The 15,183-nt window shown below is 67.5% G+C and carries 15 protein-coding genes and 1 riboswitch; of the genes, 9 read left to right on the top strand and 6 right to left on the bottom strand.

The window, feature by feature from the left end; all coding sequences use genetic code 11:
* Positions 1 to 19: 19 nt before the first annotated feature.
* Positions 20 to 613: a carboxymuconolactone decarboxylase family protein gene (locus FBY28_RS19720; RefSeq protein ID WP_141869013.1), complete on the top strand. Its 594-nt coding sequence runs from the start codon at positions 20 to 22 to the stop codon at positions 611 to 613.
* Here the strand turns inward: FBY28_RS19720 and sigJ are convergent.
* The gene (gene sigJ / locus FBY28_RS19715; RefSeq protein ID WP_141869012.1) at positions 552 to 1,487 is read right to left on the bottom strand and encodes an RNA polymerase sigma factor SigJ; all 936 of its coding nucleotides are present in this window, start codon (positions 1,485 to 1,487) and stop codon (positions 552 to 554) included. The two genes, FBY28_RS19720 and sigJ, sit on opposite strands and share 62 nt — an antisense overlap.
* A gap of 115 nt (positions 1,488 to 1,602) precedes the next feature.
* Between sigJ and FBY28_RS19710 the strand changes: the two genes are divergently transcribed.
* On the top strand, positions 1,603 to 3,111 hold the full coding sequence (locus tag FBY28_RS19710; protein WP_141869011.1) for an APC family permease: 1,509 nt from the start codon (positions 1,603 to 1,605) through the stop codon (positions 3,109 to 3,111).
* 21 nt (positions 3,112 to 3,132) lie between these two features.
* Positions 3,133 to 3,993, top strand: coding sequence for a universal stress protein (locus tag FBY28_RS19705; protein WP_141869010.1), 861 nt, complete (start codon positions 3,133 to 3,135; stop codon positions 3,991 to 3,993).
* A 55-nt stretch (positions 3,994 to 4,048) separates the two neighbouring features.
* On the opposite strand, the gene FBY28_RS19700 is transcribed toward FBY28_RS19705, so the two are convergent.
* A complete protein-coding gene (locus FBY28_RS19700; protein ID WP_174241685.1) occupies positions 4,049 to 5,539 on the bottom strand; it encodes a gamma-aminobutyraldehyde dehydrogenase in 1,491 nt (496 codons plus the stop codon).
* Between the two features lie 100 nt (positions 5,540 to 5,639).
* Between FBY28_RS19700 and FBY28_RS19695 the strand changes: the two genes are divergently transcribed.
* From FBY28_RS19695 to FBY28_RS19685, 3 genes are all read left to right on the top strand, one after another.
* The gene (locus FBY28_RS19695) at positions 5,640 to 6,161 is read left to right on the top strand and encodes an Lrp/AsnC family transcriptional regulator (RefSeq protein ID WP_019510115.1); all 522 of its coding nucleotides are present in this window, start codon (positions 5,640 to 5,642) and stop codon (positions 6,159 to 6,161) included.
* A complete protein-coding gene (locus FBY28_RS19690) occupies positions 6,158 to 7,543 on the top strand; it encodes an aspartate aminotransferase family protein (protein WP_141869008.1) in 1,386 nt (461 codons plus the stop codon). Before FBY28_RS19695 ends, FBY28_RS19690 begins: the two co-directional genes overlap by 4 nt.
* Before the next feature lie 156 nt (positions 7,544 to 7,699).
* Positions 7,700 to 8,902 carry a D-alanyl-D-alanine carboxypeptidase family protein gene (locus tag FBY28_RS19685; protein WP_174241684.1) on the top strand — a complete coding sequence of 401 codons (1,203 nt, stop codon included), beginning with the start codon at positions 7,700 to 7,702 and terminating at the stop codon, positions 8,900 to 8,902.
* Positions 8,903 to 8,911: 9 nt separating this feature from the next.
* On the opposite strand, the gene FBY28_RS19680 is transcribed toward FBY28_RS19685, so the two are convergent.
* Complete coding sequence (locus FBY28_RS19680; protein WP_141869007.1) at positions 8,912 to 9,754, bottom strand: nitronate monooxygenase; 843 nt, start codon at positions 9,752 to 9,754, stop codon at positions 8,912 to 8,914.
* 32 nt (positions 9,755 to 9,786) lie between these two features.
* Positions 9,787 to 9,851, top strand: a riboswitch (guanidine-III (ykkC-III) riboswitch).
* A 12-nt stretch (positions 9,852 to 9,863) separates the two neighbouring features.
* On the opposite strand from FBY28_RS19680, the gene FBY28_RS19675 reads away from it, so the two are divergent.
* Positions 9,864 to 10,181, top strand: a complete 318-nt coding sequence (locus FBY28_RS19675; RefSeq protein WP_141869006.1) for a DMT family transporter — start codon at positions 9,864 to 9,866, stop codon at positions 10,179 to 10,181.
* On the opposite strand, the gene yhjD is transcribed toward FBY28_RS19675, so the two are convergent.
* Both yhjD and trpS read right to left on the bottom strand, forming a co-directional pair.
* Complete coding sequence (gene yhjD / locus FBY28_RS19670; protein WP_216847834.1) at positions 10,175 to 11,233, bottom strand: inner membrane protein YhjD; 1,059 nt, start codon at positions 11,231 to 11,233, stop codon at positions 10,175 to 10,177. The genes FBY28_RS19675 and yhjD overlap by 7 nt on opposite strands.
* A 10-nt stretch (positions 11,234 to 11,243) precedes the next feature.
* Positions 11,244 to 12,269, bottom strand: a complete 1,026-nt coding sequence (gene trpS, locus FBY28_RS19665) for a tryptophan--tRNA ligase (RefSeq protein WP_141869005.1) — start codon at positions 12,267 to 12,269, stop codon at positions 11,244 to 11,246.
* A 124-nt stretch (positions 12,270 to 12,393) separates the two neighbouring features.
* Here trpS and FBY28_RS19660 point away from each other — a divergent pair, with 124 nt between their 5' ends.
* Positions 12,394 to 13,401: an esterase/lipase family protein gene (locus FBY28_RS19660; RefSeq protein ID WP_216847833.1), complete on the top strand. Its 1,008-nt coding sequence runs from the start codon at positions 12,394 to 12,396 to the stop codon at positions 13,399 to 13,401.
* On the opposite strand, the gene FBY28_RS19655 is transcribed toward FBY28_RS19660, so the two are convergent.
* Complete coding sequence (locus FBY28_RS19655) at positions 13,394 to 14,206, bottom strand: exodeoxyribonuclease III (protein WP_141869004.1); 813 nt, start codon at positions 14,204 to 14,206, stop codon at positions 13,394 to 13,396. The two genes, FBY28_RS19660 and FBY28_RS19655, sit on opposite strands and share 8 nt — an antisense overlap.
* 101 nt (positions 14,207 to 14,307) lie before the next feature.
* Between FBY28_RS19655 and ephH the strand changes: the two genes are divergently transcribed.
* Complete coding sequence (gene ephH, locus FBY28_RS19650) at positions 14,308 to 15,147, top strand: epoxide hydrolase EphH (RefSeq protein ID WP_141869003.1); 840 nt, start codon at positions 14,308 to 14,310, stop codon at positions 15,145 to 15,147.
* Positions 15,148 to 15,183 lie beyond the last annotated feature (36 nt).

Genomic DNA, 15,183 nt, shown 5'->3' with positions numbered 1-15,183 from the left:
GCCGTGTCGTCTCAGGGGTATGACGCCCAGAATCGCTGCCCTGCACCCCGCCGACGCCGGGCTGTTCACCCGAATGATGTACCGCATCGCCAAACGGAAGTTCGGCGAAGTCCCGCAACCGTTCACCGTCGCCGCCCACCACCGGCGGCTGCTCGCGGCCAACGCCGTGCACGAGATGCTGGTCCAGGCCGGGTCCACGACCCTGCCCGCCGCAGTCCGCGAGCTGGCGGTGTTCTGGACCGCACGCACCATCGGGTGCTCGTGGTGTGTGGACTTCGGATCCATGCTGCAGCGCCTCGACGGTCTGGACGTCGCGCGGCTCGCGACCATCGACGACTATGCGACCTCGCCACTGTTCGACGCCGACGAGCGTGCCGCGATCGCCTATGCCGACGCCATGAGCACCGACCCGCACACCGTCACCGATGAGCAGGTGGCCGATCTGCGCACCAGATTCGGCGACGCCGGGGTGATCGAACTGACCTACCAGATCGGCCTGGAGAACATGCGGGCCCGGATGTACTCGGCGCTGGGCATCACCGAGCAGGGGTTCAGCTCCGGAGATGCCTGCCGGGTTCCGTGGACAGATGCCGGCGAAGCGGAGACGCGGTGAACTTGTCCGGGTTGGCAATATCCCAGACCGCGGCCACGAGCCCGCCGGTGATCGTCAACGCGGTGATGCGCGGCATCAGCTCGGGGTAGCCGTCGAGCGCAGGCGCACCGGGGGTGTAGCTACCGAGCTCACCGTTGATGAGCACCGGCTGACTGCCCGCCTGCCAGTTCGGGCCGTACCGCCGTGCGAGTCCGAACAGGAAGCGCGCCACCTTCTCCGGTCCGCGGATGATGTTCGGGGCGGTCGGCGCGCGGCGGTTGGCGTCACCGGTGAAGGTGATGTCGGGATGTAGCAGCGCGACGACGGCGTCCAGATCGCCGGCGGCGAGCGCGGCCGTCAGCCGGCCGGCCACCTCGTTGTGGGCCTCGGCCGCCTCCGGTGGTGGCGCGGCCGCCACGGCGCGGCGAGCCCGCGATGCCAGCTGGCGGGCCGCGGCGGCGGTGGTGGCCAGTACGACAGCGATCTCGTCGAAGGGCACACCGAAACCGTCGTGCAGGACGAAGGCGACGCGCTGTTCGGGGGTGAGCCGCTCCAGCACCACCATCGCCGCGAACCGCGCCTCTTCACCGGCCACCACCAGGTCCAAGGGGTCGTTCCCGGCCATCGGAGTGACCACCGGTTCGGGAAGCCATTCCCCGACATAGCTGACCCGCCGATGGGTGGCCGAGCGCAGGGTGTCCAGACCCAGGTGGCTGACCACGGTGGTGAGCCAGGCGCGCAAGTCGGCGATGGGTTCGGCGGTTCGCTGCCTGCGCAGCCACGCATCCTGGACGATGTCCTCGGCATCGGCGTATGTTCCGGTCAATCGGTACCCGACGGCGAGCAGATGCGGCCGCAGCTCTTCGAACTCCGCGGTCCAGGCTTCGGCCGTCATGGCACCGAGTCTAGAACCGACCGCCGATGTGTTGATTTCGTTGCCTTGTTACCCCGATGAAAACCTTTTCGTCGTATCACCCCTTCCGGACAACGGAAACCGTATATTCACGCGCATGGCAATCGCGGAACAGCCGACCCCGGTGACCACGGACAAGGGTCTGCAGGCCGGCGCGCTGGGTCTGGTGGGCAACGTGGTGATCGGTCTGGCGGCGGTGGCGCCGGCCTACAGCCTGGCGGCGACGCTGGGATATGTGGTGCTCCACGTCGGCGACAAGGCTCCGGCCATGTTCGTCCTGGCATTCATCCCGATGCTGCTGGTGGCCTTCGCCTACAAGGAGTTGTCCCAGGACACCCCGGACTGCGGCACCACCTTCACCTGGGGAACCAAGGCATTCGGTCCGTGGATCGGCTGGATCGGTGGCTGGGGGCTGGCCGTCTCGGCAATCATCGTGCTGGCCAACGTCGCCGAGATCGCCGCGGTCTACCTGTTCAAATTCCTCGGCCAGGACGCGCTGGCGGACAATCTGTACGCCAAGGTCGCGCTCGGTTCGTTCTTCATCATCTCCATGACGTTGGTCAGCGCCCGCGGAGTGGTCGTCTCGGAGAAGATGCAGAACGTCCTGATCGCCATCCAGTTCGGCGTGCTGATCGTCGCCAGCATCTGGGCCCTGATCCGGGTGTTCGGCAACACCGCAGGCGCACAGGCGGTCAGCCCGTCACTGTCCTGGCTGTGGCCGTCGGGGCTGGACGTCTCCTCCATCGCCGCGGCGATCATCCTGTGCGTCTTCATCTACTGGGGCTGGGACGCCTGCCTGGCCGTCGGCGAGGAGACCAAGGATCCCGGCCGCACACCAGGTATCGCTGCCGTCATCACCACCCTGATCCTGGTGTGCACCTATGTGCTGGTGGCGTATGCGGTCCAGTCGTTCGCCGGTTTCAGCGTGGTGGGAATCGGGCTGAACAACCCGAACAACACCGACGACGTCCTGACCGTGCTCGGCGCACCGGTGGGTGGTCCGGTCCTGGCCTCGCTGCTGCTGCTGACGGTGTCGGTATCGGCGCTGTCCTCGACGCAGACCACCATCCTGCCGACCGCACGCGGCACCTTGTCGATGGCGGTCTACGAGGCGCTGCCCAAGCGGTTCGCCAGCGTCCACCCCAAGTACATGACACCGGCGTTCGGCACCATCGTGATGGGAGCGATGGCGCTGTTCTTCTATCTGGTGCTCACGTTCCTCTCGGAGAACGCCCTGGCGGACTCGGTTGCCTCACTGGGACTGGCGGTCGCCTTCTACTACGGCATCACCGCGTTCGCCTGTGTCTGGTACTTCCGCCGAACCCTGTTCACCTCGGCGCGAAACCTGTTCTTCCGCGGCATTTTCCCGCTTCTCGGCGGGCTGGCCATGGCGGTCGCCTTCGGTATCAGCGCCAAGGACATGATGGCCCCCGATTACGGTTACACCGCCTTCGGTCCGGTGGGCGGGGTGTTCGTGCTCGGCGTCGGCATGCTGGTCCTGGGGGTACCGCTGATGCTCGCGTGCTTCGCGTTCGGCACCAAGCGCTTCTTCCGCGGCGAGACGCTCACCCCCGATACCGAGGTCAAGGTTCCCGATGTGTACTGATACGAAAGCGCAGGCAGCACCATGCATCTGACGGTCGGCTACCTGGCCACCCCCACCGGTGACGACGGTGTCGCCCTGGCGGCCGCGCTGGCCCGCACCTTCGACGCCGATGTCGACGTGGTGCTCGTCGTGCGCGAGGAACTGCCCGACGGGCATCCCGGCCGCGCCCAGTACCAGGAGCTGCTGCTCGAAAAGGGCAAGCAGTGGATCACCAAGGCGGTCGGCACGCTGACCGGTGCGGCCAAGTCGGTCAAGGCCAATGTCCTTGTCGGAGAATCTTTTGCCGAGGAATTGCTACGGTTCGCCGAGAGCCATTCTTCCGATCTGATCGTGGTCGGCGGTGCTCGTGACGGCTTCTTCGGCGGTCACGTCATCGGGCCGGTGTCCAGCGCGCTGTTGCACAGCTCGCCCATCCCGGTGGCGCTCGCCCCGCGCGGCTACGCCGACGACGCACCGGAGACCATCGCCGCGGTGACCGCAGCGGTGCCGAGCAGGCCCGGCGACGACAATCCCCTACCGTTCGCCATCACGCTGGCCAGCGCGGCGAACCTGCCGATCCGGATGGTGTCGCTGGTATCGGCCGAAAACCTCTCCGAGGCAGAGGATCTCAAGGAACTGCGGGCCGTGCAGATTGCCGCCGCGCAGGAGAATCTGGCGGTGGCCGCCCGCGCGCTGCCGGATTCGCCGGATATCGAATCGCTGGTCGCCGACGGTATGACGTTGGAGTCGGCACTGAAGAAACTCAACTGGGATGACGACGACCTCCTGGTGGTCGGCTCCAGCCGGTTCGCCGCGCCGAAGCGGATCTTCCTCGGCTCGACGGCATCGCGCATCCTCGCCGGTACCGACGCCCCGGTGATCGTCATCCCCCGCGACGAGTAGCGATTTGTGGAGTTTCAGCCGCCACCGTGGCGGCTGAAACTCCACAAATCGCGCCCTACCGCGACGCGAAGATCGTCCGGTGCCACTCCTTGTCGGCCACCCCGGTGATATCGCTCATCACATGCTTGATGGTCAGGTATTCCTCGAAGCTGTACTGACTCATGTCTTTACCGAACCCGGACGCCCCGACACCGCCGTGCGGCATCTCGGAGATGATCGGGATGTGGTCGTTGATCCACACACAACCGGCGTTGATCTCACGCGAGGCCCGCTGCGCGCGGTACACGTCACGGGTCCAGGCCGAGGCCGCCAGACCGTAGGCGGTGTCGTTGGCCTGGCGCAGTGCGTCGTCGTCATCGGTGAACGCCCGCACCGTGAGCACCGGGCCGAAGATCTCGTCGCGGTACACCTCGCAAGCCTCCGACACATCGGCGATCAGCGTCGGCCGGTAGAACGCACCCGGCAGATCCGGAATGACACCGCCGGTGACGATGCGCCCGCCCTGATCGGGAGCGCGGGAGACCATCGCGGCCACCTTCTCGCGGTGGGCGTAGGTGATCAGCGGACCCAGATCGGTGTCCTTGTCGTGCGGGTCGCCGACGACGATCTTGCTCATCACCTCGCCGACACCGGCCACGAAATCGTCGTAGAGATCGCGCGCGACGATGGCCCTGGTCGCCGCGGTGCAGTCCTGTCCGCTGTTGATCAACGCACCGGCCACCGCGCCCTGGATGGCCGCGTCGAGATCCGCGTCGTCGAACACCACGAACGGCGCCTTGCCGCCGAGTTCGAGCTGCGTGCGATGACCATGCAATGCGGCGGCGGCCATCACCTTGCGCCCCACCGGGGTCGACCCGGTGAAGGTCACCACATCCACATCGGGGTGCCCGGCCAGCGCGGTCCCGACATCGGCACCCGCACCGGTGACGACGTTGAGTATCCCGGCGGGCAAGCCCGCTTCGGTGGCGATGCGGGCCAGCGTCAGCGTCGTCAACGGGGTGATCTCGGCGGGTTTGATGACCACCGCGCAGCCCGCGGCGAGCGCCGGGATGACCTTCCAGACCGCCATCTGCAGCGGGTAGTTCCACGGCGTGATCGTCGCGACGACGCCGACGGCCTCCCGCCGGATGGTCGAGGTGTGGTCGGCCGAATACTCGGCACTGGCCTTGCCCTCCAGGTGGCGTGCGGCACCTGCGAAGAAGGCGATGTTGTCGATGCTGCCGGGGACGTCGAACTCCCTTGCCAGCCGCACGGGCTTACCGCACTGGGCGACCTCTTCGGCGATGAACGTGTCGGCGGCGGCATCCATCAGCTCGGCCAGTTTGGCCAGCACACCGGCCCGCTCGACCGGCGGTGCGGCGGCCCAGGCGGGTTGAGCGGCGCGCGCGGCAGCCACCGCTGCGTCCACATCGGCGGGTGTGGCCAGGGCATATGTGGTGACCACCGCCCCGGTGGCGGGGTTGATGACGTCGAAGCTCGGCCCCGTCGTGGTTATTGCTGCACCATTGATCCAACTGCCGGCGATGGCAGGTTTTTGAGCACTCACGAGCGCCAAGGCTACGCATTCCGGCGATCGACGGCATGGCCAACGCCTGATTTCATACAAATGGTTGCTTGTAACGACGGATTCCGTGCACAATCAAGGCATGTCGCACCCGGACTCTCCGCCCGGCCCCTCCGCCGTGTCATTGCGAATCAACCATTCGCGCCCGGGGGCCGCCTTCCAGCTCGACGAACTGTCCAAGGCCATCATCGAGAAGCTGCAGCAGGACGGCCGACGTTCCTACGCCGGCATCGGTAAGGCGGTGGGACTGTCGGAAGCCGCGGTGCGCCAGCGCGTGCAGCGCATGGTGGACGCCGGCGTCATGCAGATCGTCGCGGTCACCGACCCGATGCAACTGGGCTTCGCACGCCAGGCCATGATCGGCATCCGCTGCACCGGCGATACGACCAAGGTCGCCGAGAAGCTGGCCCAACTGGAATCCGTCGACTACGTGGTGCTGACCGCCGGCACCTTCGACGCCATCGTCGAGGTGGTCTGCGAGGACGACGGCGACCTGCTCGACCTCCTCAACACCAAGATCCGCGCCGTCCCGGGAGTGATATCCACCGAAACGTTGGTCTACCTGAAACTCGTTAAGCAGCAATACAACTGGGGCACTAGATGACTATCACCGAAACAACCACGAAGACCACCGGCGATCTGGCCGCCAAGGCCCAGCGCCACCTGTGGGGGCATTTCGCGCGCCACGGCGCCGATATCACCCCGCCGATCATCACCCGCGGCGAAGGCACCCGCATCTTCGACGACAAGGGCAACAGCTATATCGACGGCCTGTCCGGTCTGTTCGTCGTCCAGGTCGGCCACGGCCGTGAGGAACTGGCCGCGGCCGCGGCCAAGCAGGCCGAGCAGCTGGCGTTCTTCCCGCTGTGGTCCTATGCGACGCCGACGGCCATCGAGCTGGCCGAGCGGGTGGCCAATTACGCACCGGGCGATCTGAACCGGGTGTTCTTCACCACCGGCGGCGGCGAGGCCGTCGAGTCCGCCTGGAAGCTGGCCAAGCAGTTCTTCAAGCTCACCGGCAAACCCGGTAAGCACAAGGTGGTTTCGCGGTCCATCGCCTACCACGGCACTCCGCAGGGTGCACTCGCGATCACCGGCATCCCCGCCTTCAAGGCTCCCTTCGAGCCGCTGACCCCGGGTGGCTTCCGCGCGCCGAACACCAACTTCTACCGCGCGCCCGAGCCGTTCGCGCACGATGAGAAGGCCTTCGGCCGGTACTGCGCCGACCGCATCGCCGAGGCCATCGAGTTCGAGGGTCCCGACACCGTCGCCGCGGTCTTCCTGGAACCGGTGCAGAACGCCGGCGGTTGCTTCCCGCCGCCGCCGGGATACTTCGAGCGCGTCCGCGAGATCTGCGACGAATACGACGTGCTGCTGGTCTCCGACGAGGTCATCTGCGCCTACGGCCGGATCGGCTCGATGTTCGCCTGTGACGACTTCGGCTATGTGCCCGACATCATCACCAGCGCCAAGGGTTTGACGTCGGGCTACTCGCCGCTGGGCGCGATGATCGCCAGCGACCGGCTGTTCGAGCCGTTCGACGACGGTAAGACGGTCTTCGGCCACGGCTACACCTTCGGCGGACATCCGGTCTCGGCGGCCGTTGCCCTTGCCAACCTCGACATCTTCGAGCGCGAAGGCATCAACGACCACGTCAAGCAGAATGCGCCGGCATTCAAGGCGACCCTGGAGAAGCTCTACGATCTGCCGATCGTCGGCGATGTGCGTGGTGAGGGGTTCTTCTACGGCATCGAACTGGTCAAGGACAAGGCGACCAAGGAGACCTTCGACGACGACGAGTCCGAGCGGCTGCTGCGCGGATTCCTGACTCCGGCGCTGTGGGAGGCGGGGCTGTACTGCCGCGCCGACGACCGTGGCGACCCAGTGGTGCAGCTGGCACCGCCGCTGATCAGCGGGCAGGCCGAGTTCGACGCGATCTACGACATCCTGCACAACGTGCTGTCCGAGGCCACCCGCCGACTCTGACCCTTGCATCGACGGTGCACCCAGATCGAGAAATCGCCACCTCTCTCGATCTGGGTGCACCGTCGTCGGCGTTAAATCACATTAATCACATAAGTCACATCAGCCACAGCGTGGCGAGCCGAAAATCGGTCCGCGGTCTCCTAATCTGCAGTCATCATGGCTTCCTTCGCGACGTTGCGCCGAGTTACTTGCGCGGTCACCGCGGCACTGATGCTGGCGGGTCCCGCGCTGGTCAGCGCGCCGCTGGCGGGTGCGGAACCGGCGCCGGATCCCTGCCCGTACCGAACAACGACACCGCCGGCGGTCGACGCCTCGGAGGTCCCCAAGCCGGGTGACCCGACCCCGGGCGCGCTGCCCGTTCCCGCGACGCCGTTGGGCGGCGAGGCTCTCGGCGGCTGCGGCATCGTGACCGCCGCAGGTACCGGCCCGGTGCCCGAGGATGTCTCCGCCGAGGCATGGTTGATTGCCGACCTGGACACCGGTGAGGTCATCGCCGCCAAGGATCCGCACGGTAGGCATCGCCCGGCCAGCATCATCAAGGTGCTCGTCGCGATGCAGTCCATCCAGGAACTGCCCATCAACCGCACCGTGAACGGCACCGAGGGTGACGAGCACGCAGAGGGCAGCCGCGTCGGGGTGAAGAACGGCGAGCGGTACACGATCAACGACCTGCTGCACGGGCTGCTGATGGTGTCCGGCAACGACGCCGCACACGCGCTGGCGATGCAGCTCGGCGGGATGGACACCGCGCTGCAGAAGGTCAACACGCTGGCGCGCAAGCTCGGGGCGCGGGACACCCGCGCGGCCACCCCGTCGGGGCTGGACGGCCCGGGCATGAGCACCTCGGCCTACGACATCGGATTGTTCTACCGCTACGCATGGCAGAACGACACCTTCTCCAAAATTGTTGGCACCGAGAAATATCCGTGGCCCGCCTACGAGCTGGAGAATGACAACAAGCTGCTGTACAACTACCCGGGCGCACTCGGCGGCAAGACGGGATACACCGACGACGCCGGCCAGACATTCGTGGGTGCAGCCGAACGTGACGGACGCCGGCTGGTGGCCGTGATGCTCAAGGGAACCCGGGTACCCATCGCACCGTGGGAGCAGGCCGCCCGACTGCTCGACTACGGGTTCGCCACCCCGCCGGGCACCAAGGTCGGCACCCTCATCGAGGCCGACCCCTCATTGGCAGTCGCGAAAACCGAAGAGGCACCGGACCCCACCGCGGTCGCCGCCACTGCGCTGCCACCCGCAGATACCGTGCCCGTGCGCGTCGGCGTCGGGCTGGTCGGCGCCATCATCGTGTTCGCGCTGATGATGGTCGCCCGGTCGATGAACCGCCAGCGCGCCTGAGCCCGCACCTCACCCCAACGGCCCGCGCAGCAGCTCCTCGGCGCCCGCGGACAGCGTTGCCACCAGCTCGCCCGCGTCGACCGGCTGTCGAACCTGGCCGACACCCTGACCGGCGTTGACCGGTGACCCGCGCAGCACCCGCTCCGGAATACCGGCGGGCCAACGGTATCCGGCCGCGAGGTCGTGCACGGAGGTCAGCTCGGTGTCCTGACCGGCCACCAGTTCGGCTCGGGCGGCCTCCGATGTCAAAGCCTGTGGGCAGGCCGCGAACAACGTGCCGACCCAGGCCGCCGCAGCACCCGCGGCCAGCACCGCGGCGACCCCGCGCGCGGAACCGATCCCGCCGGCCGCCAACACCGGAACCTCCACCGCGTCAAGCACTCCCGTCAGCAGTGGCAGAGTGCCCAGCAACGGTTCACCGTGACCGCCGCCCTCGGCGCCACGCGCCACCAGCACGTCGACACCGGCATCCTGGGCGCGTCGGGCCGCCTCGACCGAGGCCACCTGCGTCGCGGTCGTCACCCCGGCATCGTGTGCGCGTTGCACCCAACCGAAGTCGGTCCCGAAACTGACGCTCAACAGCGCGGGCTGCGCCGCCAGGGCGATATCGAGCAGCTCGGGACGTTCGGCCATCACCCAGTGCACCAATCCGATGCCGAATCGTCCCTGCGCCAAACCGATCTCGCGTCGCAGTACCTCCGCCGTCGCGGCGCTTCCCATCCCGAGCATGCCCAGTCCGCCCGCGGCGGTCACCGCCGATGCCAGCCGGCCACCGGCGGCACCACCCATCGGGGCATTGACGATCGGCGCGCGCATGCCCATTCTGGCGGACCATGGGGTGACCAGTGACACCGGTGCGACGCTACCGGAGTTTGCTACCGTCGATGGCGTCACCGTGTGACACCGGACGAGAGGCACCGTACCCGGCCAGCGACAAGACGGCAGCCAAGGGAGGTGTGCCATGGCCTGGCTGGTCTTGGTGGTATCGGGGGTGCTGGAAGCCGTCTGGGCGACCGCGCTCGGCAAGTCCGAGGGCTTCAGCAGACCATGGCCCTCAGCGGTATTCGGGGTCGCGCTGGTCTTCTCGATGGCCGGTCTGGCGTATGCGATGCGCACACTGCCGATCGGGACCAGTTATGCGATATGGGTGGGCATCGGCGCGGCCCTGACGGTGGGCTACGCGATGCTGACCGGCACCGAGGGCGCCTCCCCGGTCAAGGTGGCGCTCATCGTCGGGATCATCGGCTGCGTGGTCGGGCTAAAACTGATCGGTCACTGACGATTACGCCGGAGCAACCTGGCCAATCCCAGACCGCCGAGGGCCCCTGCGGCGAAACCGGCCGCGGCGCCGGGTAGGCCGACGCCGTCGCGGATCTGCACCCGCGGTCGGATGGTCACCGGCCCGGGCGGCTCGACCGGGGCGGCGGCCAGATTCTCCGCGGCCGTGGCCGCCCAGGCGGTCGAGAACAGGATGAGCCTGGCGGTGATGTAGGCGAACACCATCAGACCCAGTACCGGTCCGAAGGTCGCTCCGGCGGGCCCGGTCACCACCGACTTCAGGTAGACCGAGGCGACCTGCTTGAAGATCTCGAACGCCGCGGCGGCCAGCAGACCGGCCCGCAGCGAACTCCGGAAGCTGACCGACTCACGAGGCAGTCGGGCGATGATCCAGGTGAACAGCATCCACGAGATGAACACCGAGGCGAACCACGACGTCACCTGCAGCGCGATGCTCAACCCTGGCACATCGCTGAGCCCCAGCCAGCCGAGCACCGTGGTCATCGGGGATTCCTTGCTCAGCGCGGTCAATCCGATCGTCAGCGTCAGCGCGACGAACGCCGACAGCAGGGCCCCCAGATCCGACAGCTTGGTCGCCACGAAACCGGCGGGCTCATGCCGCTGCTCCCACATCTGGCTGAGCGCCTCACGCAGGTTGTTCATCCAGCCCAGCCCCGCCCAGGCCGCGGTGGCCAGACCGATGACGCCGACCGTGCCGCGGGAATTGATGGCGGAGTCCATCAGCTCCACAAGCTGCGCACCCAGGTCCCCCGACACCGCAGACCGGATCTTGGCTTCCACCTCGAGCATCAGATCGGGCTGGTTGGCCAGCACGAAACCGCCGATCGAGAAGCCGACCATCAGCAGCGGGAACAGCGCGAAGATGGTGAAGTAGGTGATACCGGCGGCGTAGAAATCGCCCTTGCAGTCGTTGTAGCGACCCTGAGCGAGCATCACCCGGTTGAACCATGCAAACCGGCTCCGCATGCGGTCCATGAAGCCGGGACCGTCCTGCTCGGACTGCGCTGTCGGTACCGCGTCGCGGCCGGCCATGTGCTACCCCTCAGTGCGTCGGCGCCAGGAAACCCAGCCGGTCATATACCCGCTCGACGGTGGCTGAAGCCACCGCGGCGGCCCGCTCGGCACCTCTGGCGAGCACCGCCTGCAGTTCGGCGGGGTCGGCGATCAGCTCATCGACGCGCGCCTTGATCGGCGTGACGAACTCGACGACCGCGTCGGCGGTTTCGGTCTTCAGATCGCCGTATCCGCGGCCCTGATACCCCGCGACCAGGGTGTCGATATCGGTACCGGTGACGGCGGACTGGATGGTCAGCAGGTTCGACACACCGGGCTTGGCGTCGCGGTCGAACCGGATCTCGCGCTCGCTGTCGGTGACCGCCGAACGGATCTTCTTCGCGGTCTTCTTCGGATCGTCGAGAAGGCTGATCAGGCCCGCGTCGGTGGCGGCGGACTTGCTCATCTTCGCCGTCGGGTCCTGCAGGTCGAAGATCTTGGCGGTGGCCTTCGGGATGGTCGCCTCGGGGACGACGAAGGTGCCGGGGAAGCGGGCATTGATGCGCTCGGCGAGGTCGCGGGCGAGCTCGAGATGCTGGCGCTGATCCTCGCCGACGGGCACCAGGTCGGTGTCGTAGAGCAGGATGTCGGCGGCCATCAACACCGGATAGGTGAACAACCCGACGGTGGTGGACTCGGCGCCCTGCTTCTGGGATTTGTCCTTGAACTGCGTCATCCGCGAGGCCTGCCCGTACCCGGTGAAACAACCCAGCACCCAGGCCAGTTGGGTGTGGGCGGGCACGTGACTCTGCACGAAGATCGTCGCCTGCTCCGGGTCGACGCCGAGCGCCAGGTACTGCGCGGCGGTGACGAGGGTGCGCTTGCGCAGTACCTCGGGATCCTGGGCGATGGTGATGGCGTGCAGGTCGACGACGCAGAAATAGGCGTCATGGTCGCGCTGCATGCTCACCCACTGGTTCACCGCGCCGAGGGCGTTGCCGAGGTGCAGGGAATCCGAGGTGGGCTGTGCGCCGGAGAACACGACCTGGCGGCCGACGCTGCTGGAATCACTCATGATCACTCGATTTTGTCATGCGTGCATTCTGCGGCGCGCCCGCTATCGTTTACGCAGTCGTCAAATATCCGGAGGCGCCGTGTCCCGTTTGCCAGTGGTAATGCTGATCCTTATCGTCGGCATCGTGATCAGCACCCAAACCGCGTACGCCGCACCGCAATCGGACCCGCGCGCGGTGGTGATCATATCCGGCGGGGACGCCACCAGCCCGTTCACCACCCCCACCGATGCCTGCGCGTCGGGATTGGCGGCGGGCAACACCGACACCGCACTGCGCAGCTACCTGCTCGAGCACGGCCACACCGTCTACACCTCGCCGGCGATGGCCGGTCGCGGCCCGGTGCGCGACACCGACGGTTTCGGGGCCTTCGGTGACTGCCCGATCACGCTGCCGGAGAACATGACCGTCAACTCGACCGGCAGCATCGATACCGCCGGCGAGCACCTGGCCCGCTTCTTCGGGTATCTGCACACCACCTACGGCGTCGACGAGATTGACGTCGTCGCGCACTCCATGGGCGGGCTCTACTCACGGGCAGCGATCCGGGTCCTGCAGAGCCTGGACTCCCCGATCAGGATCCGGTCGCTCACCACCATCGGCACCCCGTGGCAGGGCTCGTATCTGTCCGACTATGCCAATGACATCATCCCCAAGGCGGATTGCCTGGGCGACGAGTTCTGCGCGACGGCGATGGACGGGATGAGGTCCGAGGTCCAGCGGCTGATGGCCGGCTCGGGGCGCGAGGTCAACCAGGCCTACCTGATGGGCCCGGACGGCTGGAACGAATACCAGGCCGGCGTGCTCGACGGCATCCCGGTCACCCTGATCGGCGGCCACCGCTTCACCGCGCCGGCCGGATCGCCGGCCCCCAACCCTGCCGTATGGCCCAACGACGGCCTTGTCGCGCTCTCCAGCGCGCTGGCCACCGACATCAGCGACCGCGTGCTGCCGCACCGCCGCTGCCTCAGCTTCGACGACACCCACAGCATCTTCGTCTCCGACCAGGCCGGGCTCCCCTGGGAGACCGGGATGACGTGGGACCCGCGGGTGCTGGAGGCGGTCCGCGCCGCCATCGAGGGCGCCGAGGGCGCACTGCAGGCCCCGACCGGCGAGCCCTGCCCGATCAGCTGAATTCGACGGTCACCGGCGCGTGGTCGGACCAGCGCAGCGCGTACAGCTCGGCGCGCTCGACCCGGGCGGAGACCGCACGCGCCGCCAGCGCCGGGCTGGCCAGGTGGTAGTCGATGCGCCAGCCCGCGTCGTTGTCGAACGCCTTGCCGCGCCACGACCACCAGCTGTACGGGCCGGCCACGTCGGGGTGCAGCGCGCGCACCACGTCGACCCAACCGGTGGCCAACAGATCGGTGAGCCATTGCCGTTCGCTCGGCAGGAAGCCGGACTTCTTGACGTTGTTCTTCCAGGCCTTGATGTCGTTCTCGGTATGGGCGATGTTCCAGTCCCCACACAGCACTGCGTCGTTTCCGTCGCGCACCGCCCGGTCGAGCAGGTCGGCCATCCGCTCCTGCGTGGCGGCCATGAACCGCTCCTTCTCCAACTGGCGGTCGGTCTCCGCCTCACCGGTCGGCAGGTAGACGCTGGCCACCGTGACCCCGGCGGTGTCGACCTCGATATAGCGACCGTGGGCAGCGAACTCCTCGGCGCCGGCGCCGATGCGAACCGCGTCGAACGGCGTGCGGGAGAGCACCGCGACACCGTTGCGGCCCTTCACATGTGGCTGGGCCGAGGCAAGGTGCCAACCGTCGGCGAGCGCCGGGGCCAGCGCCTCGGCCAGCTGCGCGTCGTCGGCACGGGTCTCCTGCAGGCAGATGACGTCGGCCTCGGTCTCCTTCAACCAGGGCAGCATGCCGAGGTTGGTCTCGGAGCGCTGCTTGACCGCGGCACGGATGCCGTTGGCGTTCACGGTGGTGACGATCACGGACGACGACCCTAGTGGAGCGCACCGACACCGTGCCGATTCCCCCGGTCACCGCCGTCGGACCTTGCGGTACCTGCGGTACCGCCATACTGTCGAGCGCTATGACCGAGCGCGCACCCATCCACCTCGGATCGGGTGAACCAATCCTGATGCTGCATCCGTTCCTGTGCTCACAGAACGTCTGGTCCACCGTCGCCGGTCAGCTCGCCGGCACGGGCCGATTCGAGGTACTGGCACCGACCATGGTCGGCCACCACGGCGGCGCCCGCTCACGCACCTGGTTCCTGGACACCGCGGCGCTGGTCGACGACATCGAGCGTCGGATAGACCAGACCGGCTGGGAGACAGCGCATATCGTCGGCAACTCGCTCGGGGGTTGGGTCGCCTTCGAGCTGGAGCGCCGCGGCCGGGCACGCACACTGACGGCCATCGCCCCCGCAGGCGGGTGGCGTCAGCACTCCCCCACCAAGTACGAGACCGTGCTGAAGTTCCTGCTCGGTGGCCCGGCCCTGATCGCGGCGCGACTGATCGGCCCGCGCATCCTCGACGCGCCGTTCGGGACCCGCATCGCCACCCTGCCGGTCAGCGGACCGGCCGACGGTCCGAGCCGCGCCGATCTTGAGGCCCTGGTGCAAGATGCCACCCACTGCACCGCCTATGTCCAGTTGCTGGTCAAGACGCTGCGACTGCCGGGACTACTGGAACTGGCCCAGGTCGGTACGCCGACACATCTGGTGCTGTGCGAGAAGGACCGGGTGTTTCCCAGCCCGCGCGGCACGAAGTACTTCATCGAGAATCTGCCGACCGACGCCACGGTGACCCGGTTGCCCGGCGTCGGGCACATCCCGATGCTGGAAGCCCCTGGACGGGTCACCGCGCTGATCGCCGATTTCGTCGACCAGCACGCCGAACCGGCGCGTGCGGCGCCGCCGGCGGGCTAGGCGGCCTGAAACGTAGTACTGCCGGTGGTACCACTA

Source organism: Arthrobacter sp. SLBN-53 (assembly GCF_006715585.1).
Lineage (GTDB): Bacteria > Actinomycetota > Actinomycetes > Mycobacteriales > Mycobacteriaceae > Mycobacterium > Mycobacterium neoaurum_A.
The sequence above is the reverse complement of the archived record's forward strand: the minus strand, read 5'-3'. Positions and strand labels throughout refer to the sequence as shown.